This is a genomic window from Flindersiella endophytica, assembly GCF_054779015.1.
In genome coordinates this window covers 264506-282947 of the sequence record NZ_BAAGYY010000041.1, presented here as the reverse complement: position 1 = coordinate 282947, position 18442 = coordinate 264506, and the positions used below count along the sequence as shown (strand labels likewise).

Below are 18442 nucleotides of genomic sequence, written 5' to 3'. Positions count from 1 at the left end.
TCTCAGGACGGATTGGCCCGGCACAGTTGTGACACCCCTCGATGTGACCTATGCCTCTCCCGGCAGTACGCGGACCGCGCGCGGCGGGCCGGCATACACTTCGGCGCCGTCCAGCGTGATCCGGGCAGCCGAGGCGCTCAGCTCGAGGTCGAGCTGGTGCCCACGAAAGCCCAGGCCCGTAAGGGCGATCTCGCCCTCGCCCGGTGGCTGTGGATCGACGACGAGGCCACCGTCCGGCTCCGGCGTCAGCCCGGCCAGTCCGCACAGGATCGCCTCGGCTCCGGCCAGGCCCGCCACGACGTTGCGCCGCTTGTGCGCCGGCGGCGCGACCGGGCGGTCGCAGTACTGCTCCTGCGGGAAGTACGGCAGCTGCTTACCGAGCCACAGGTGCCGCCGGAGTACGGACCAGGCCAGCTCCGGCCGGCGCTGCTCCCACAACGTGAGAGCGAGCTGAGGCCCTTCGCCGATATAGGCGCCGCCGCCCGACCAGTCCGGGTCGCCGAGCTCGTAGTGCAGTCGGTCGGACGTGCCGACGCTGCTGACGCCGTAGTCGCCGAGGAAGTCGCCGAGCCTGGCGAACATCGCCTCGGCCATCTCCGGCGTGCACGCGCCGGCGCGCAGCGCGTCGTACGCCTGGATCGAGTGGACGATCTCCGCATGCCCACCGGGGTGAACCGCGCGGAACCAGCCATCATCCTCGCTCCACAACTCGGTCCGGATCAGCTCGCGGATCCGGGCGGCCTTCGTACGCAGGCCGTCCGCGCCGACCGAGGCACCGGTCAGGCCGGCCAGCCGGGCGATGGTGTCGAAGCTCCACGCCCGTTCGGCGTTCGGGCTGGCGACGACATGCTCCCAGCCGGTTGCCCGCATCTCGAGCAGGTTCTCCTGGCTACCGAGGTCCAGCAGTCCGTCGTCCAGCGGCCAGATCTCGGCCAGCTGCGTCACCAGGTCGGCCGAGATGCCTTCGTGGCAGGCGATCGCCTCGGCCAGCGCGGTGATCGACCAGGCGCTGTAGGCATAGCCCACGCCGACACCCGATCCGTCCGGTGCCACGGCGTAGTGCTTGGTCAGGTCCGTTGCCAGCAACGCCGCGGCGACACGACGAGTGTCTGCACCGAGCAGCATCGTCAGCACGTGCGGCGCATAGCCTCCGGTGTCCCAGGCGTACGCGCACAGCGCCCCGCCGTCCAGTCCTGAGGTCGCCACCCATGGCGTGACCGCGAACGCGGGGTTGTCCCACAGGCAGACCAGGCCGCTGGCCAGCGAGCCGCGATAGAACTCCTCCAGCCCGTCGATGTCGCTCGCGAGCACCGGAATCCGTTCCAGTGAACGCGCGGCACGCGTCCGCCAGGCGTCCCGGGCCTCCTCGGCCAACGCCGCCAGCGCGGCCACGTCCGGCGGATCGGCGCCCACGACCACGCCGAGCGTGAACGTGTGACCGCCGCCCGCTGGAATCCGGCTCGTCAACGCTCCGCTGACAAGCGACATGGACGCTCCCTCGCCGGCATCCGCGCCACCCGGCGGCACCCACCCCCACTCCCCCAGCGGCACCAGCCGGGCCTCCCCCTCGAGCCGCGGCCGGATCGCGAGGTCGAGCGTCCGGTCGCCCCGGTTGTGCACAGCGATCCGCAGGCAGTAGCCGGCCCGCGACCACAGCGGCGTCGTCGTGCTCTCCACAGAGAACGAGCTGAGCCGGCCGTCGTCGTACCGGTGGTACGTACCGTGCCGCACCACCCGGTCGGGATACCACGTGCCGCCCGCGAACAGCAGGCCTCGCGCACCTCCTCGCGGCCGGAGCCGGTCGACGACGACCACGCCGTCGGCCGAGAACTCCACGTCGAGCGACGACTCCCCCGCCGCACAAGGCGGTCCGTAGAACCCGCCCACGCCGCACACCGAGTCGAGCCGTGGCAGGACGGTCGTCCGCCCGCTTCCCACCCACGGCTCGGCGTACGGCACGAGCCGGCGCAGGTCGAACGCGAAGTCGTCCACTTGGTAGGTGTTGCCAGTCATGCCTTGACAGCTCCAGCTATGCCGTTCACGAAATATCGTTGCAAGAGTACGAAAACCAGGATGATCGGCGCGAGCGTGAGCACCGAACCGGCGCAGAGATACGTCCACTGTGTCGAGTTCTGGCCGACGAACGCGTACATCCCGACGGCCAGAGTATGCAGCTCGGGCCGCGACAACGTGAAGACCAGCGGGATGAAGAAGCTGTTCCAGGCGCTGATGAACGTGAACAACGCCACGGTGGCCAGCATCGGACCCGCCAGCGGGAGCATCACCCGCCAGAACACCTGGTGGAAGTTCGCGCCGTCGACCCGCGCGGCGTCCTCCAGCTCCCGGTCGATCGTCATGAAGTAGCCCATGAACAGGAACGTCGCGAACACCACACCGCCGGCCGACTGCACGATCACGACCGCCCACAAGGTGTTCAGCAGGCCGAGGCCACGGATGACGTCGAACACCGGAATGATCGTGTAGCCGTGCGGCAGGAACAGCGTGACCGACACCAGCAGCAGGCAGCCGCGCCGGCCGACGAACCGTGTCCTGGCCAGCACGTAACCCGCCGTCGAGGTGAGGAACAGCGTGAGCACGACGGTCCCGACCGCGATCACCACGGTGTTCAGGAAGAACCGGCCGAACGACGCCTCCTCCCACGCCGCCGGATAGTTCGACCACACGAACTCGCTCGGTATCGGGTTGAGTCCTTGGTTGAAGAACCCGTCCGTGCTCTTCAACGAGCTGCCGAGCGTCCACAGGAACGGATAGAGCCAGGCCAGTCCGCCGATCAACAGCAACGTGTGGCCGAACGCCCGGCCGGCTGTTCTGCCACCTGGTCCCCTACGCACTGGCCGCCCTCCTCCTGCCGATCGCCCGGAACACCAGCACCTGCACGACCGAGAAACCGATCAGCAGCAGGCCGTAGAAGAACGACGCCGCCGACGCCAGCCCCACGTCAGGTTGCACGGCCGTCGTGGAGTAGCCGCCGAAGGCCAGGTGGTAGATGTAGGTGTTGACCACCTCGGTCGCGAAGAACGGCCCACCGTTCGTCAGCACCTGCACCAGGTCGAAGATCTGGAACGAGCCGAGCACGGCCAGGATCGTGATGACCACGCCGACCGACCGGAGCATCGGAATCGTCACGTACACGAACGACGCCAGCCGCCCGGCACCGTCCAGCTTCGCCGCCTCGTACAGCTCGTCCGGGATCGTCTGCAGCCCCGCCAGGAAGTAGACCAGGTTGTAGCCGAACGTGTGCCAGATGCCGATCGCGATGATGACGCCCATCGCCAGGCGCGGGTCGCCGAGCCAGTTCGTGTCGTCGCCGACGTTGGTCAGGATGAGCTGGACGACGACCGCGACCACCGCCGCAGATGTGACCACCGGCAGGAAGAACAGCGTGCGATAGAACGTCGACCAGCGCAGCCTGGAGCTGTTCAGCACCAGCGCCAACGCCAGCGCGCCGACGAGTTGCACCGGCACCACGACGGCCGCGTAGACGAAGGTGTTCCGCAGCGCCTTCCAGAAGATCGGGTCGTGCAGCACCTTCGCGAAGTTCTGCAGCCCGACGTATCGCGATGGCTCGCCGATCCCGTCCCACTGGTAGAAGGTGTAGCCCAGCGACGCGAAGATCGGATAGACCACGAACACCAGCAGGACAAGGAGCATGGGCGCCAGATAGACGTACGACCAGCGGTCGGCGGCCACCCGGCGCCACAAACCCATCGGCACCACGGACATCGAGTCAGGCTCGCTTCGTCGTGTACGCCTGGGTCGGATCCCAGTCGGCGAACACGTAGTCGTCGAGGCTCACCTTTGCCCCTGCTTCCTTGGCCTTCTTCACCCCGTCGGAGAGCGCTTGGTACTGCCGGTCGGCGAGCTCCGAGAGTGCCGCGCCCATGTCTTTGAGCTGCCCGGTGTAGAGCCCAGCCAGGACGTCGTTGATGTCCGGCTTCACCGGCGCCAGCACGACCTTGGACAGCTCCGGGTTGCGGATCGTCGGAGTCGGCCCGATCAGCGCGAGGTTCCTGGTCTCGACGTACTGCGCGAACGGCGCGAACTTCACCGCCTTCGGATCGTTGCTCTGCTCGAACACCGAGAGCCCCTGTCCCATCTCGACCCAGCGTTTGCCGGCCGCCGGGCTGTAGATCCAGTCGAACCAGGCCCACGCCTCCTCGGGATGTTTGGCCTTCGCGGAGATCCCCATCAGCGTTCCGCCGGGGCTGGCGTAGAAGTACGCCTTCGGTGTCTCGGTCGGCGACGGAAGTGTCACCAGGCTGTAGTCGGTGAACTTGTGGTCGCTCCACTCCGGCTGGTTCCAGACACCGCCGACCGTCATGCCGAACTTGCCGCGCTCGAAGAATGCCCGGGCCTGCTCGTCGGAGATGCTCATCGAGTTCGGATACATCAGGCCACGCTGCTTCCAGTCCAGCAGCAGCGTCAGGAAGTCGGTGTACGCACGGTCGGTCGCGTACGTCCACTTGCCGGTGCGGAGGTCCTGGCCACCCGACCCTCCCGGAGCTCCGGCGCCGCGGACGAACAGCTCGAGCCACCAGCTCAGCGGGCCGTTCTGCGCGTTGCCGAAGCCGAGCCCGTAGGTCTTACCGCCGCTCTTCTTGGTGATGGTGTCGGCCGCCCGGGTCACATCGTCCCAGGTCTTCGGCAACTGTGGCTTGCCGTCGGCGCCGACCAGGCCGGCGTCGCGGAACACGCCGTGATGGATGTAGAGCTGCAGCCAGGGTGCGTGCCCGCCGAACGGCGCGCTGTAGACCTTGCCACCGAAGACGTTCCCGCCCTCGTAGAAGCTCTCGGCCGGGAACTTCTTCTGCCATGCGGGCGTCGCCCACTTGTCCAGTGGAAGCAGCCAGCCCTTGGCCACCTGGTCGGGCAACGGCGGGTTGCCGGGGAGCAGGAACACCTCGGGCGCATCGCCGCCGCGGAACGACAGCGACACCAGATCGGCGTACTTGTCGGTGACCTGGGTGGTCTTCTCGATCCGGACATCCTTGTGTGCCTGCTGGAACAGCTTGATCTCGTTGTCCACCCAGCCGGCCTGGCTGACGTAGTAGTCCCAGTACCGCAGGCTCTCCGTCGACGACGAACTGCCAGACGTACCCCGTCCGCAGGCCGCCGTGCCGAAAGTAGCGGCCGCTCCTGTGAGCGCCGCACCCAGTAACGTTCGGCGGCTCACCTTCGCTGTGCTCATTGCCGTTCTCCTTGTTTATGCCGCGTTACGAAACGCGACGTCATCGACGAAGAGGTCCGCGGTGCCGGACGTCGTACTCAGCCACCACTCGGCGTGGTCGAGGGTCTTGCCGCTCCAGCTGACCGGCACGATGCCGCCGCGCAGCTGCGTCCAGCCGCTCGCGGTCGCGGTCGCGGAGGCCAGCGCGATGGTCTGCGAAGTGCCGTCGGTGAACGTCAGCTTGAGCTTGGCCTGGGCCGTGGTGTCCGAGCCGCCGGCGAGCTTGACCCAGCCGTTCGAGACGTAGGTCTGGCCGTTCACGACCTGCACGCCCTCCGCCGGTCCCTGCCACTCGGCTGTCCGGCCGGACGAGCGGATCGAGACGTTCCCGAGGTGCTGCTGGTCGGTGGTGGCCTTGGCCGTACTCGGGCTGAACCCGTACCAGCCGGCCGATCCGAGCTCGGCGTCGGCGTTCTTCAGCAGGTTGGCGTCGTCGGACGAGGTGCCGTCGGCCCGGATCGTGATCGCCTTGCCGACGTTGCTGGGCATCGAGACGTGCACCTTCTCGGTCGCACCGTTGGCGGTGACCGTCACGAGGTAGTCCCCGAGGAAGCCCTTGGTGGCATAGCTTCCGGCGGCGTTCGTGCTGCCGGAGGCGTTCGTCCACCACTGGTTGTGCACCAGGTCCTTCAGCACCTGTCCGTTCGGCTTGAGCGACCAGTCGGCGCGGTAGAGCGCGCAGTCCGGGCACCAGATGTTCGACTCCCACAGGCCCCAGTTGCTGATGCCGGTGACCTTCGGATAGCTGAACGCCATCGTCATGAAGTCGCGGGTGTAGTCGGCCTGCAGCTGCTCGTCGGCGGTGTCGAGGTCGAACTCCGTGATCTCGATCGGCAGCCCGAACGAGGCGAACCGGTCGAGGATCGGCAGCAGGTTCTCCGGTGCCGTCGGCTGCGTGCCGCGGAAGTGGCCCTGGATCCCGATGCCGTCGATCGGAGCGCCGGAGTCCTTCACCAGCTTGATGGCGTTGTAGGTGTAGTTCTGGTGGCGGACGTTCCAGCCGTTGCCCTCGAGGATGTCGTAGTCGTTCAGCACCAGGCGGGCCTTCGGGTCGCCCTGCCTGGCCAGCTGGAACCACCGCGCCATCTCGTTCTGCCCGAGGATGTCCTGCAGGTTGTGCTCGGAGTACGGCTCGTTCAGCACGTTCCAGGTCGGGATCTCACCGCGCAGGTTGCTGGTCTCGTCGACGATGTGGTTGTCGACGCGCTGGCGCAGCGCGGTCGGGTCGTTTCGCAGGGTGTAGACGTCGGCGGGGAGGTAGCCCCACGACGGCCAGACCAGGTGGCCTTCGCGGACGAACAGGCCCTGTTCCTGGGCCCACTTCAGGGCCGGCAGCGCGACGTTGTTGCGTTCGGTGAGGTTCTCCCAGTGGTGCCAGAGGAAGTCGTTGGCCAGCGACACCTGGTTGAAGTCGTCGGTCACGACCTGGCGGTACTTCGGGTTGTAGGACGCGCCCGAGACGACGTGTGCGCCGTCGGCGGCCGTACCGAACTTGAACGCGTGCTTCTGCAGGTCGACCCGCACGGCCGCGTTCGGAACGGGGTTGCCGGCCGCGTCGACGACGTTCACGGTCAGGTTTCCCTTGCGGTACTGCTCGATCCTGGCCTGTGCCTGCGTACGCCAGGCGGCGCCGGACTCCCGGCCCTGGTAGGTGACCTTCGGAAAGCCGGTGGGGTCGGGCTGGCCGTAGTCCTTGACGGACAGGCCGGCGATCTGGAACGACTGCGGGCCGTAACCCAGCCAGAGGTTGAAGTGCGTGGCGCCGGCGGCGTCCGACTCGTCCATGTGGAAGGGGTACTCGAACTTCTGCCACTCCGAGGTGAACTTCAGCGCCGCCCGGCCCGAGGTGTGGAAGCTGCCGCTGCTCTGCTGGTAGACGAACTGCGCCAGCCCGAAGGTGCCGCCGGCGATCGGCGTCGTCGAGCGGGCCCAGAACGTCGCGAGCATCGCATCGCCCTGGCTGACGGGCTGCGAGCTCAGCACGCCGGCAGTGAACTCGTACTCGCCGTCGAGTCCCTGGCTCTGCGGGCTCGCCGTTGTCGTGATCTGCAGAGCCTTGCTGAAGTTGGGGTTTCCGCTGATGTCCACCACTTGGGTCTGCGGCGCCGGGTTGCCCTTCAGGTTGGTGAACGCGGCCAGCGGATCGGCGGGCAGAACGTCGAACGGTGCCGCCGCCCTGGCCGGCTGGGCGGGAACCTGCAGGGCCGCTGCGACGATCGGCGCCGCGATCAGGAGGGCGGCCAGTGACAGCCGGGCTCTCTTCGTCATCATGCGCTTGCTCCCCTTCGAGCTGGTGCCGGAACAGGTACGGACATGACGCGCTACGGCGAACGCGGTTGTACTCGCGCTCACCCTTTTGCTGGGTGGATGCCGGGGCCGGCTAGGTCGACAGCCGCGCTGTGCTCGCGCGTACGACCAGCTCGGTCGGCATCCTGACGATGTTGTCGGCCTGCTTGTTCGGCTCGCCGCCGGCCTCGACCTCGGCCAGCAGCAGCTCGGCCGCATGCCGGCCCATTTCCCGGAACGGCTGCTTGACGGTCGTCAGCGCCGGCCGGACATCGGTGGACGACGGGTTGTCGTCGAAGCCGACCAGCGAGAGATCCTCGGGGATCCGCAGCCCGCAGTCGGCGGCCGCCTGCATCACGGCGTAGGCCATGTTGTCGTTGTGGGTGAAGATGGCAGTTGGCGGTTTCGACAGGCTCAGCAGCTCCTTCGCCTGGTCCCTCGTCGTATCGGGATCGAAACCGCCTTGTTTCACGAGCCTGTTGTTGGGTTTGACGCCTGCCTCGGTCAGCGTGTCGCGGAAGCCCTGATGGCGTTCGCGGCAGCATCGATAGGTCATCGGCCCCTGGATCGTGGCGATCCTGGTGTGGCCGAGCTCCAGCAGGTGGCGCGCCGCCAGGCACCCTCCGGTGTAGTTGTCGGCCTCGACGCACGGCAGGTCGACCGGAGTGCTGAGCGTGTTGACCACGACCACCGGAAGTCCGTGATTTCGCAACTCCACAATGGGTTCCAGCGGCTGGTAGTGCGTGACAACGAGCAGCCCAGCCGACAGCCGGGTCGCGAGGATCCGGTCGACAACGTTGCTGTAGTCGCGCTCGTTCGTACTGGTGTAGAGGATAATCTCGTACGGCGTCGGCTCCAGCACCGAGGCGACCCCGAAGTTGATCGCGGCGACCATGCCCCACGACAGTCCCGGCACGAGGATGCCGATGAACGGGCTGCTGCCCTTCGCCAGCGACGTCGCCTGGAAGTTCGGCACGTAGTTGTGCTCGCGCATCACCGCCAGCACGTGGTCGCGGGTGGCGGGGTCGACCTTCGGGCTGTTGTTGAGCACCAGCGACACGGTCGACTTCGAGACGCCCGCCACGCGGGCGATCTCGCGGATCGTCATTCGTGCCACGGGCTCACGTCCCTTGTGCCGACTCGGTTTGCTTTTGGTTTTTGGGTGTTGGACCGGTCCAATCCTCGTACGCTGTTGGACCGGTCCAACGGTGGTTTCCTGCGAAAGTAGCACCCACCGGATTCCGGGTCAACGGCCCGGCGGCGATGTCCGGAGCCGGTCAGCTGGTTCTCCAGGCGTAGGGATGGGCATTGGCACAGGCGTGACCGCGGCCCTGCTCCTGATCGCCGGCCTGGTGGCCCTGGTGGCGGGCGCCGAGCTCGTCGTGCGAGAAGGATCGGCGCTCGCGGCCCGGTTCGGTGTGCATCCGATCGTGGTCGGGATGACGGTCGTGGCGCTCGGCACCAGCCTTCCCGAGCTCGCGATCGGCATCAACGCGGCGCAGCAGGGCAACGCAGGCCTGGCGGTCGGGAACATCGTCGGCACGAACCTCGTCAACGTGCTGCTCATTCTCGGTCTCAGCGCCCTGCTCAGGCCGGTCGGCTTCGAACGGCGGTCGTTGCGCTTCGACCTTCCGGTCATGACGGGTGCGGCCGTGCTGTTGCTGATGCTCGGCGCGGATGGCGCGCTGTCGACGTCCGACGGGCTCCGGCTGTGTGGGTACGGCGGCTTCTACCTCGGCGCGCTGATCGTCATGACCGTACGCGGGCCACACGAGGTGGAGCCGCCGGCGGGTCGCGGCGTTCCGCCGTCGTCGGTGGCGTCCGTGTCGGCGTCGGTGCGACGCGACGAACGCCGGGTGGCCGTCCGGATGGTGTCGCTGGTGGCCGGGCTCGGCGTGGTCGTCGTGGGCTGCCGGCTGAGCCGGATCGAGGGCGGCCTGTTCGTGGCGACGTACGTGGCGTACCTCGGCTGGCTCATCGTTGCGCGGGTGTGAGCGTGTTCTTGACGACCTCACCGTTCTTCATGATGACGGTGAACGCGGTACCGGGCCGTGCAAGCAACGTGATGTCGTCGAGCGGGTCGCCGTCGACGAGGACGAGGTCGGCCAGCGCGCCCTCCTCGACGACGCCGAGCGTTCCCGGGTAGGGATTGCGCGGGCCGGACAGGGCCAGCAGCTCGGCGTTGGTGGCGGTGGCCATCACCAGGATCTCGGCGGGTGTGAACCAGCGGGTCAGCTTCGCCAGCTGCTTGCCCTGCTTGGCGGCGAGCACCGGATCGAACAGCGTGTCGGTCCCCCACGCGAGTCGTACGCCGTGCTTCTTGGCCAGCGTGTACGCGTTGTCGGTGCCGGCGACCATCTGCGCGAACTTCGCTTCGCTCCCGGGTGGTACGGGCACGGCGTCCTCGTCGTCCAGGAACGGCTGGAGCGACCACCAGACATCGTTCTCGGCCATCAGCGCGGCGGTATTGTCGTCGAGCAGCTGGCCGTGCTCGATGCACTTGACGCCGGCGCGGATCGCCTGCCGCACGGCACGCGGCGTGTAGGCGTGCACCATGACGTAGGTGCCCCAGTTCTCGGCCGCCTCGACGGCGGCGTGCAGCTCCGCCTCGGTGTACTGGGTGACGTCGAGCGGATCGTAGGACGAGGCGACGCCGCCGCCGGCCATCAGCTTCAGCTGGCTGGCGCCGCGCATCAGCTGTTCTCTGGCTCCTTGCAGCACTGCCTCGAAACCGTCGGCGATGCAGACCGCGCCGACGAGCTCGACGTGCGACAGGTGGCCGAGGCGTCCTCGCGGCAGGTCGTGCAGCGTACGGAAGTCGCCGTGCCCGCCGGTCTGGGAGATCATCGCGCCGGACGGGTAGATCCGGGGGCCGATGGTCAGGCCTGCGTCGATGGCCTGCTTCAGTCCGAACGCGGGTCCGCCGGCGTCGCGTACGGACGTGAACCCGCGAAGCAGCGTGTCGTGCGCGGTCTTGGCGGCGAGGATGTGCAGGAAACCGACGTCGGCATAGGTCGCGGTCTGCAACGGGGTGGCGGCGAAGATCGAGTGCCAGTGCGCGTCGATCAAGCCGGGCATGAGCGTCTGCCCGCGCGCGTCGATGACCGTCGCGGCATCATCGGTCGTGTCCCGCAGCGGGCCGACCGACTCGATCCGTCCGTTGCGCACCAGCACCTGCTCCGCCCCGCCGATCGTGGCGGTCCGGCTGTTGAACACGCGCACATCCCGAAGGACAGTGGCAGCCTCGTTCGACTCCACCGCACACCCTTTCCTCGGCCTCCCCCCTGCGTACCCCTTACCGGCCAGTATGGAAACAGCAGCGCGCTAGAGGCAGGTCGTCACGTCGTCGCCGGCAGCCGACCGGCGGCGCGGAGGATGCGGAGCGCGTTCAGCGTGATCAGCTCGCTCGGCTGGTGGGCGCGTCCCCACTCGACCACGTCGCTGCAGCGATCCTTGGTCGGCGCCCACCACTGGCGGTCGGCGGCCCACAGGCCGTCCTTGCGGCGCTTGCTCTCCAGCAGGTCGAGGCCGTCGCTCGCGCGCGGGTCGTCGATTCGGCCGAAGCGGGTGAGGAACGTGAGGACGGCCAGGATGTCGTAGTGCCAGTAGGCCGGGTAGCCCAGCTGGGCCCAGCGCTTGTTGATCAGCCGGCCCTTGGGCGGCGGGTTGGGCCGGAACCGGCTCGGGATGCCCGTGCCCAGGCTGAAGAGCAGGCGATGTTCGAGAAACAGCTCGGCCGTCCGGTCGGCGGCGTCGGCGGCTCGGGTGTCTCCGGTTGCCTGGGCGTACTCGTGGAGTCCCCAGGCGGCATTGAGCGAATGGTTGAACGTCGAGCGCCGGCCGGAGGCGTTGCGGTGGCAGTTCCAGCCGCCGTCCGGCCACTGCCATTCGAGCAGCGCCTCGGCGAGCCGCCGGGCGCGCGGATCCTCGGCCATGCCGAGCCGGCAGGCGATGCGCAGCGCCGCACCTTCACCACCGGCGCAGGCACGCACCAGTCCGTTCTTCACCAGCGGCCGGCCATGGTGCCGCCGATCGCGGAGGACCAGCTCGAGGACGTAGTTGGCGGCGGCCCGCACTCGCGGGTCGTCAGCTGGGACGGCGAGCTCGGTCAGCGCGATCAGCCGCCACATCGGAGCGGTCCACCCACGGTCCGGATTGCCCGGGACCGTTTCGACCCTGATCAGGTTGTCCGGGCTGCGGCTCGCGCCCCGGTACCGCCCAACCTGCGTGACGAACGTTCCGTAGCCACCGTCCGGCCGCTGGCCGGCGAGCAACGCGGACACTTTCGGGCCGTCGAGGATCCGGCCGGCGTCCGCTTCGGCACACTCCGCCAGCAGGTCGCGGCGCGTGACGTAGCGTACGGCGGGCTCGTCGGAGGTCAGCAACCACTCGACCGCGGGGTCGTCCACCATCCGGCTCCTCTCCGCGACCTACGATGCCGTACGTACGGGACATCCTGTGTCCTCTATGCCAGGCGAACTAGGACATCCGCGTGGACGCCGGCCGGAACCAGCCACCGGGGTTGGTGGCCTGCTCCCGAAGGCGCTCCAGGTCGGAGACCGTCGGGACGTGATCGCCGACGGGCCCGCGGAACAGCTGAGCCTTCCGCCGGATCTCGGTCAGGCTCCAGCCGATGCCGAACAGCTCGAGCCCCGCCGCCCGCGCCGGCGTGGCGTGCCGCCCGGCGCCCGTCAGGTAGTCCGGCTGCACGTCGGCCACGCCGTTCAGAATCTCCACCAGGTCGCGCTCGCGTGGGGCTAGCTTCACCGAACCCCAGTCGATCAGGTACGTCCGGCCGTCGTCGCCCCTGACCACGTTGTCGCTGTCGGGTTCGCCGTGGGTCACGACCCAGGGATCGGGGTCGGCCTCGAGCTGGAGCGTCAGGTCGTCGTAGCGGCGCAGGAGCCCACGGATCGACTCGAGCGACTCGATGAGGAAGGCGCGGGCTGCCTCGGCGTACGGCCCGCCTTCCCAGGGCCGGCCGAGGTCGTCCAGCGACGCCTCCAGCACCTCACGGCCGGGAACGGCGAAGTCCCACCGCGGCACCGAGCTCGGCGGCGTGGCCGCGTGCAGCCGGCCGACCAACCGCGCGACCTCCGCCTGCTCGGCCGGATCGTCCCAGGCGCCTTGATCGGTGCTCCAGCCGTGTACGTACGGAGTGACCTGCAGCGCCCAGCCGGGCGACATCCGCTGGACGACCGTCCCGTCACTGCCGGCGATCGGGGCGAGGACGTACTCGTGCCCCTCATCGGCGAGCTGCCGCACTGTGTCCGCGGCCGCCGAGAGCGTGGCGAAGCGCTCCTCCACCGTGTCCGGCAGATGATCCACGTCTCGCGTCAGGTCGTCCGCGGTCACGAACCAGCGCGGCCCTCCCTCGTCCGCCGCGATCCAGTGGTAACTGGCGTACCCGACCGGTGCATAGCTCAACTCCGCCGGGCGAATCCCCCATCGCTTCCGCAGCCACTCGCCCACCAGGCCTGCTGTCAACCCAACCGGTTCGTCCTTCATCGAGCGCAAGGCTAACCGCCAGAGTCAGGGCGTCTCAGCTGGTTTTCGCCGCCAGGGCCAGGATCTGCTCGAACAGATCCGGCGACGGCGGGTCGCTCAGCAGGAGCACGGTCTCGCGGGTCGAGTGGGCGCGGAGCTCGGGCGGCAGAGCCTCGTCGAGGCTGGAGTAGGCCTGGCCGGCGAGGTAGGCGAGCGCGTCGGGCAGGCCGCCGTAGGCCTCCGCCTCGCCGATGACACCAGGGCCGCCGGCGGCGCGGTACGAACGCAGGGAGCGGCGGGCGCCGTCGGCGTCGAAGCCAATTATCCGAGGCCCGCCCGGCACGGCATTTCTTGGAAGGATGCGACCCAACGACGAAAAACGCGACATCCAGGCCGCGTTTTCCCAATCGCAGAAGGCCGATCGCGGACCCGGGGTTGACGCGTTCAACGTTTCCCAACAAGTCTGGCAATCGATTTCCGGCCAGTCGGCCGCAGCGAAACGAAAGCAAGTTCCTGGAGGGCACGATGGGCATCGAGTTCAGCCGGCGCCGGCTGTTGGCCGGTGGCGGAGCGATCGCGGCCGGAGGGCTCCTGCTCCCCTCGCCCATCGCGTGGGCCGAAGCGTTCGAAACGCAAGCACAAGCGCTGGCCGCCGCCGACGAGGACGGCCACGAGCTCTGGCTGCGTTACCGCCTGGTCGACAACTCCGTCCGGCTGAGCGCGTACCGCCGCGCCCTCACCCATGTCGTCGCACCAGGAGACGACGACGTGCTGCGTTCGGCCGCCGGCGAGCTACAACGAGGACTGGCCGCGCTCACCGGCCGTACCATCCCGGCCGAGCCCACGCCGAGCCGCGACGGCGCCGTGATCGTCGGAACGCCGGAAACCTCTCCGATCATCGCGAAGACGATCGACCAGGCCGAGCTGGAACGCCTCGGCCCGGAGGGCTACCGGATCAAACGCCAACGCGTACAGGGATTCGACGCAATCCTCGTCGCGGCCAAGACCGTCCGAGGCGCGCTGTACGGCACGTTCGACCTGCTCCGCCGCCTGCAGACCCATCAGGACATCGAACGGCTCGACGTCCGCGAACGACCGGCCAACCCGCTGCGACTCGCCAACCACTGGGACAACCTCGACGGCAGCGTCGAGCGCGGCTATGCCGGCACCTCCATCTTCGACTGGCACGACCTGCCGGAGATCAAGCCGCACTACGCCGACTACGCCCGTGCGCTGGCCTCCATCGGCATGAACGGCGCGGTCGTCAACAACGTCAACGCCAACGCGAAGTTCCTCGACAGCGACTGGCTTGAACGCCTCGCGCCGCTGGCGGACGTCTTCCGCAAGTGGGGCCTGACGTTCTATCTCTCCGCCAACTTCGCCGGCCCCATCCAGCTGGGTGGCCTCCCGACCGCCGACCCGCTGGACGAGGCCGTCATCGCGTGGTGGCGCGCCAAGGCTGCCGAGATCTACGACCGCATCCCCGGCTTCGGCGGCTTCCTGGTCAAGGCGAACTCCGAGGGCCAGCCCGGCCCGGTCGACTACGGCCGCACCCATGCCGACGGTGCCAACCTGCTCGCGAACGCCCTCCAGCCGTACGGCGGCATCGTCGTCTGGCGCGCGTTCGTCTGGCACGGGCCGTCGACCTGGGCGCAGGAGTCGTACGAGACGTTCCAGCCGCTCGACGGCCAGTTCGCCGACAACGTGATCCTGCAGATCAAGAACGGCCCGATCGACTTCCAGGTCCGCGAGCCGGTGCACCCGCTGTTCGGCGCGCTGCCCAACACGAACTCGATGATGGAGCTGCAGGTCACGCAGGAGTACACCGGTCAGTCGACGCACGTCTGCTACCTCGTCCCGCTGTGGAAGGAGGTCTACGACTTCGACACCCACGCGGCGGGCGCCGGAACGACCGTCGCCGACATCGTGAGCGGATCGGCGTACGGCTACAGCCGAAGCGGTGTCGCCGGCGTCATGAACTTCGGCGACAGCACCTGCTGGACCGGCCACCACCTGGCCGCCGCGAACACGCACGGGTACGGCCGGCTGGCCTGGAACCCGGCGCTGAAGGCCGCCGACCTCGCCGGGGAATGGGCCCGGATGACGTTCGGGCCGGACCCGCGCCAGGTCCAGTTGCTCTCCCAGATGCTGCTGCGGTCGCGCGCGATCTACGAGAGCTACAACTCACCACTCGCGGCCGGCTTCGTCCAGGGCGGAGGCGACCACTTCGACCCCTGCCTGGCGTGCAACGAGCCGTGGCACCAGTCCGACGCGGAGGGCCTCGGCTTCGACCGTACGATCGCGACCGGCCCTGGCGTGACCGGCCTCTACCACCCGCCGGTTCGCGACCGGCTGGAGTCGCTCGAGACGTGCCCCGACGAGCTGCTGTTGTTCTTCCACCACGTGCCGTACACGCACCGGCTGCACTCGGGCAAGACGGTGATCCAGCACATCTACGACTCGCACTTCGACGGCCTGCAAGGTGCGGCCTGGCTGCGCGCGTCGTGGCAGGCACAGCGGGCGTACGTCGACGCACGCCGCTACCGCGAGATCCTCGACCGGCTCGACCGGCAGGTCGCACACGCCAGGCAGTGGCGCGACACGTTGCTGTCGTACTGGTACGCACACAGCCGGATCCTCGACGAGCGCCGGTCCTGGGTGCAGGCGCAGTACGTCCAGCCGCCGCGAGCGATGCACGAGGGAACGAGCTACGAGGTGCGCCTGACCGTCGGCAACGCGTCGCGGGCCGCGGTGAACGCCGTTGCCTCGTTGGAGGTTCCGGACGGCTGGAACGCGAGCAGGACGCCCGTCTCGCTGCCGGCCGGCGAGCTGACCGAGGTCACCGTGACTGTGCAGCCCGGCCCTCAGCCGGCCGAGTGGCGGATCAGAGCGCGCGTCGAGGCAGGCGACCTGGAGCAACTGGTCGAGACCGCCGAGATCCTGACCGCTCCCGACGGGCAGGGCTGCGTGCTGGCCCTGGACGCCGGGCCGGCGACCAGCCCGCTGCAGCCCGGCTACACCCGGCTCACCCCGGACAACGCCTGGGATCCGGCGGCCGGCTTCGGCTGGGTGGCCGGCGCACCGCAGTCCCGCGACCGCGGCGCCGACGGCTCCGACCCGTTGCTGCGCGACTTCGTCAACGACAGCGCCACCCGTACCCTCCGCGTCGCTGTTCCGCCGGGCGTCCACGACACCTACCTCCTCGTGGGTGACGAGGACGTCCGCTCGTTCGCGACATACGTTCACGTCGACGGCGAGCTCGTCGGTGAGAGCAGGTTCCTGTTCGGCAACGAGTTCACCTGGCTCACGTTCGCGCTGGACGGCGGCACGGCGGGCCGCGACGTCGATATCGTGTTGTCCGCTCCGGAAGGCGAGCACTGGCACCTGGTCGCGCTCACCGTCTTCTGACCGGCCGGGGCTTGTCGGAGGAGAAGGAGCGGTGTGGGCACCATCACGGCCGAGGCCATCGGAACCGCGCGGCTGGACCTGGAGCCACTGCTCGTCGAGCATGCCGGCGAGATGGCCGGCGTCCTGTCCGATCCGGCTCTGCACGCCTTCATCGGCGGGGAGCCGGCGACCCCACAGGCCCTGCACGAACGCTACGAACGCCTCGCCGCCGGCTCCCCCGACCCGGACGTGGCCTGGCTGAACTGGGTGATCCGGCTGCGCGAGGCGGACTGCCTGACGGGCACGGTCCAGGCGACGGTCAGCCCGTCCGGTGCTGACGGACTCACCGCTGAGATCGCCTGGGTGGTGGGCACGCCGTGGCAGGGCCGCGGCATCGCGACCGAGGCCGCCCGCGGACTCGTCGACTGGCTGCGGAGGCAGCCGGTGCGGACGGTCATCGCTCACGTCCACCCCGGGCACCACGCGTCGGCGGCCGTCGCCGCTGCCGCGGGTCTGGAGTCCACCGGCCGATTGCACGACGGCGAGGTCCGGTGGGAGCGTAGCTTCGAGCAGTAGCAGTAGCAGTAGCAGTCGCTTGGAGTGAAGATCATGCGTGCCTGGAGTTGTGACACCTTCGTCGTCTCGGCCGCCGCCACGCGCGGTGGGCGGGCGTTGCTCGGCAAGAACAGCGACCGGCCCATCTTCGACTCCCAGCCACTGCGCCTGCTGCCCCGGCGCCCGGCTCAGGCGTCCAGGCGACTGCGGCTCGCCTACGTGGAGATCCAGGACGACGGGGAGACCCACGCGCACCTGGGCGGATCGCCGTACTGGTGCTGGGGTCACGAGGTCGGGCTCAACGAGTTCGGTGTCGCGATCGGCAACGAGGCGCTGTTCACCCGTGACGTCGCCGGCAGCGTGGCGGCGGTGAAACGCGGTGGGAACGTGACCGCGGGCGTGCTCGGAATGGAGCTGGTCCGGCTCGGGCTGGAACGCGGGCGGACCGCCGAGCAGGCGGTCCAGGTGATGGCGGGCATCGTCTCCGAGTACGGCCAATGGGGTTCGGGAGTGCCGGGCAGCTCGCCGGCCGACGGGGCGTACGACAACTCCTTCCTCGTCGCCGATCCGCACGAGGCATGGGTGCTTGAGACGTCCGGGCGGCGCTGGGTGGCCAAGCGGGTCGAGGAGAGCAGCTGGTCGGTCTCCAACCTGCCCACGATCCGCACCGCGTGGGACCGCGCGAGCGCCGACCTCGAACGGCACGCCGTCGACAGTGGCTGGTGGCCGCCGGAACGTGCGCCGTTCGACTTCGCGCGAGCCTACGCCGACCCCGGAACTCCCTTGCAGGTCTCGCAGATCCGGCTGGCGAGGTCCCGTCAGCTGCTCGGTGACGCCATAGCCGCCGGCGGCGTCGGGGTCGAGGACGCCAAGCGGGTGCTGCGCGACCACTACGAGGACACGTTCCTCGGCGGGCCCTACTTCAGCGCCGCACTGCCCGACTTCCTGAGCCTCTGCATGCACTCCCATCCAGCCGGATTCACCTGGGGCAACACCGCGAGCTCGGTGGTGTGCGTGCTGCCGGCGCCGGACCAAGGGCTGCCGTACATGTGGTGGACGCCGTTGACGCCGTGCACCGGGATCTACGTACCCGTGTTCGTGCACGCGGCGGGCGTTCCCGAGAGCTTCACCCGCGCGGGCAGCGCGGCCCGGCGCGGTCGCCCGGAGGACGTACCGGCCGACACGTTCAGCCGCGACTCGTACTGGTGGCGGTTCGCGCAGTTGCTGGAGCGGGTCAAGGGCAGTGACCTGGCGTGGGACTTCGAGCAACGCCGGCCGATGGTTCGCCAGGCCTTCGATCCGCTGGAGGCGCGTTGGCTCGCGCAACTGCCGGACGTGGAGAAGCAGGCGTGGGAACTGCTGCACAACGGCCGGGCGGAGGCCGGCGCCGAGCTGCTGGCCGCGTTCACCGATGACTGTGCCCGGGAGGCGCTCGGCGCTGTGGACGCGCTGCTGCGGGAGTTCCCGGGCTAGGCCCTC

At 69.0% G+C, this 18442-nt stretch carries 14 protein-coding genes; 4 read left to right on the top strand and 10 right to left on the bottom strand.

The features are described from left to right. Window positions 1-48: 48 nt before the first annotated feature. From ACYVF6_RS42180 to ACYVF6_RS42155, 6 genes are all read right to left on the bottom strand, one after another. Complete coding sequence (locus ACYVF6_RS42180; protein ID WP_460531262.1) at window positions 49-2013, bottom strand: glucosidase family protein; 1965 nt, start codon at window positions 2011-2013, stop codon at window positions 49-51. After that, on the bottom strand, window positions 2010-2852 hold the full coding sequence (locus ACYVF6_RS42175) for a carbohydrate ABC transporter permease (RefSeq protein WP_460531259.1): 843 nt from the start codon (window positions 2850-2852) through the stop codon (window positions 2010-2012). The genes ACYVF6_RS42180 and ACYVF6_RS42175 overlap by 4 nt, the downstream gene beginning before the upstream one ends. Continuing rightward, window positions 2845-3744 carry a carbohydrate ABC transporter permease gene (locus tag ACYVF6_RS42170; RefSeq protein WP_460531255.1) on the bottom strand — a complete coding sequence of 300 codons (900 nt, stop codon included), beginning with the start codon at window positions 3742-3744 and terminating at the stop codon, window positions 2845-2847. Before ACYVF6_RS42170 ends, ACYVF6_RS42175 begins: the two co-directional genes overlap by 8 nt. A gap of 4 nt (window positions 3745-3748) precedes the next feature. After that, window positions 3749-5209, bottom strand: a complete 1461-nt coding sequence (locus tag ACYVF6_RS42165; RefSeq protein WP_460531252.1) for an ABC transporter substrate-binding protein — start codon at window positions 5207-5209, stop codon at window positions 3749-3751. A 15-nt stretch (window positions 5210-5224) separates the two neighbouring features. Next, window positions 5225-7519 (bottom strand): endo-1,4-beta-xylanase, encoded by a 2295-nt coding sequence (locus tag ACYVF6_RS42160; RefSeq protein ID WP_460531249.1) that lies wholly within the window; start codon window positions 7517-7519, stop codon window positions 5225-5227. 109 nt (window positions 7520-7628) lie between these two features. Further along, window positions 7629-8642 (bottom strand): LacI family DNA-binding transcriptional regulator, encoded by a 1014-nt coding sequence (locus tag ACYVF6_RS42155; protein ID WP_460531346.1) that lies wholly within the window; start codon window positions 8640-8642, stop codon window positions 7629-7631. 193 nt (window positions 8643-8835) lie between these two features. On the opposite strand from ACYVF6_RS42155, the gene ACYVF6_RS42150 reads away from it, so the two are divergent. Beyond that, the gene (locus ACYVF6_RS42150; protein ID WP_460531245.1) at window positions 8836-9528 is read left to right on the top strand and encodes a sodium:calcium antiporter; all 693 of its coding nucleotides are present in this window, start codon (window positions 8836-8838) and stop codon (window positions 9526-9528) included. Here ACYVF6_RS42150 and ACYVF6_RS42145 read toward each other — a convergent pair. The 4 genes from ACYVF6_RS42145 to ACYVF6_RS42130 all read right to left on the bottom strand — a co-directional run bounded on the left by ACYVF6_RS42145 (window position 9509) and on the right by ACYVF6_RS42130 (window position 13364). After that, window positions 9509-10750, bottom strand: coding sequence for a metal-dependent hydrolase family protein (locus ACYVF6_RS42145; protein WP_460531242.1), 1242 nt, complete (start codon window positions 10748-10750; stop codon window positions 9509-9511). The two genes, ACYVF6_RS42150 and ACYVF6_RS42145, sit on opposite strands and share 20 nt — an antisense overlap. 122 nt (window positions 10751-10872) lie before the next feature. After that, window positions 10873-11946 carry a prenyltransferase/squalene oxidase repeat-containing protein gene (locus tag ACYVF6_RS42140; protein WP_460531239.1) on the bottom strand — a complete coding sequence of 358 codons (1074 nt, stop codon included), beginning with the start codon at window positions 11944-11946 and terminating at the stop codon, window positions 10873-10875. A 67-nt stretch (window positions 11947-12013) separates the two neighbouring features. Further along, window positions 12014-13042, bottom strand: coding sequence for a phosphotransferase (locus tag ACYVF6_RS42135; protein ID WP_460531236.1), 1029 nt, complete (start codon window positions 13040-13042; stop codon window positions 12014-12016). Window positions 13043-13076: 34 nt separating this feature from the next. Then, window positions 13077-13364, bottom strand: coding sequence for a hypothetical protein (locus ACYVF6_RS42130; protein WP_460531233.1), 288 nt, complete (start codon window positions 13362-13364; stop codon window positions 13077-13079). A 182-nt stretch (window positions 13365-13546) separates the two neighbouring features. Between ACYVF6_RS42130 and ACYVF6_RS42125 the strand changes: the two genes are divergently transcribed. From ACYVF6_RS42125 to ACYVF6_RS42115, 3 genes are read left to right on the top strand one after another with little or no spacing between them, the layout of a single operon-like run. Continuing rightward, window positions 13547-16429 (top strand): alpha-glucuronidase family glycosyl hydrolase, encoded by a 2883-nt coding sequence (locus ACYVF6_RS42125; protein WP_460531230.1) that lies wholly within the window; start codon window positions 13547-13549, stop codon window positions 16427-16429. Window positions 16430-16462: 33 nt separating this feature from the next. Next, window positions 16463-16984 (top strand): GNAT family N-acetyltransferase, encoded by a 522-nt coding sequence (locus ACYVF6_RS42120; RefSeq protein ID WP_460531226.1) that lies wholly within the window; start codon window positions 16463-16465, stop codon window positions 16982-16984. Between the two features lie 33 nt (window positions 16985-17017). Continuing rightward, the gene (locus ACYVF6_RS42115; protein WP_460531223.1) at window positions 17018-18436 is read left to right on the top strand and encodes a peptidase C69 family protein; all 1419 of its coding nucleotides are present in this window, start codon (window positions 17018-17020) and stop codon (window positions 18434-18436) included. Window positions 18437-18442: the final 6 nt, after the last annotated feature.

What these genes read in the sequence shown, in the direction of transcription:
- ACYVF6_RS42180 (WP_460531262.1), bottom strand. Translation starts at nt 2,013, where the DNA reads ATGACTGGCAACACCTACCAAGTGGACGACTTCGCGTTCGACCTGCGC.
- ACYVF6_RS42170 (WP_460531255.1), bottom strand. Translation starts at nt 3,744, where the DNA reads ATGTCCGTGGTGCCGATGGGTTTGTGGCGCCGGGTGGCCGCCGACCGC.
- ACYVF6_RS42165 (WP_460531252.1), bottom strand. Translation starts at nt 5,209, where the DNA reads ATGAGCACAGCGAAGGTGAGCCGCCGAACGTTACTGGGTGCGGCGCTC.
- ACYVF6_RS42160 (WP_460531249.1), bottom strand. Translation starts at nt 7,519, where the DNA reads ATGATGACGAAGAGAGCCCGGCTGTCACTGGCCGCCCTCCTGATCGCG.
- ACYVF6_RS42155 (WP_460531346.1), bottom strand. Translation starts at nt 8,642, where the DNA reads ATGACGATCCGCGAGATCGCCCGCGTGGCGGGCGTCTCGAAGTCGACC.
- ACYVF6_RS42150 (WP_460531245.1), top strand. Translation starts at nt 8,836, where the DNA reads ATGGGCATTGGCACAGGCGTGACCGCGGCCCTGCTCCTGATCGCCGGC.
- ACYVF6_RS42140 (WP_460531239.1), bottom strand. Translation starts at nt 11,946, where the DNA reads ATGGTGGACGACCCCGCGGTCGAGTGGTTGCTGACCTCCGACGAGCCC.
- ACYVF6_RS42135 (WP_460531236.1), bottom strand. Translation starts at nt 13,042, where the DNA reads ATGAAGGACGAACCGGTTGGGTTGACAGCAGGCCTGGTGGGCGAGTGG.
- ACYVF6_RS42125 (WP_460531230.1), top strand. Translation starts at nt 13,547, where the DNA reads ATGGGCATCGAGTTCAGCCGGCGCCGGCTGTTGGCCGGTGGCGGAGCG.
- ACYVF6_RS42115 (WP_460531223.1), top strand. Translation starts at nt 17,018, where the DNA reads ATGCGTGCCTGGAGTTGTGACACCTTCGTCGTCTCGGCCGCCGCCACG.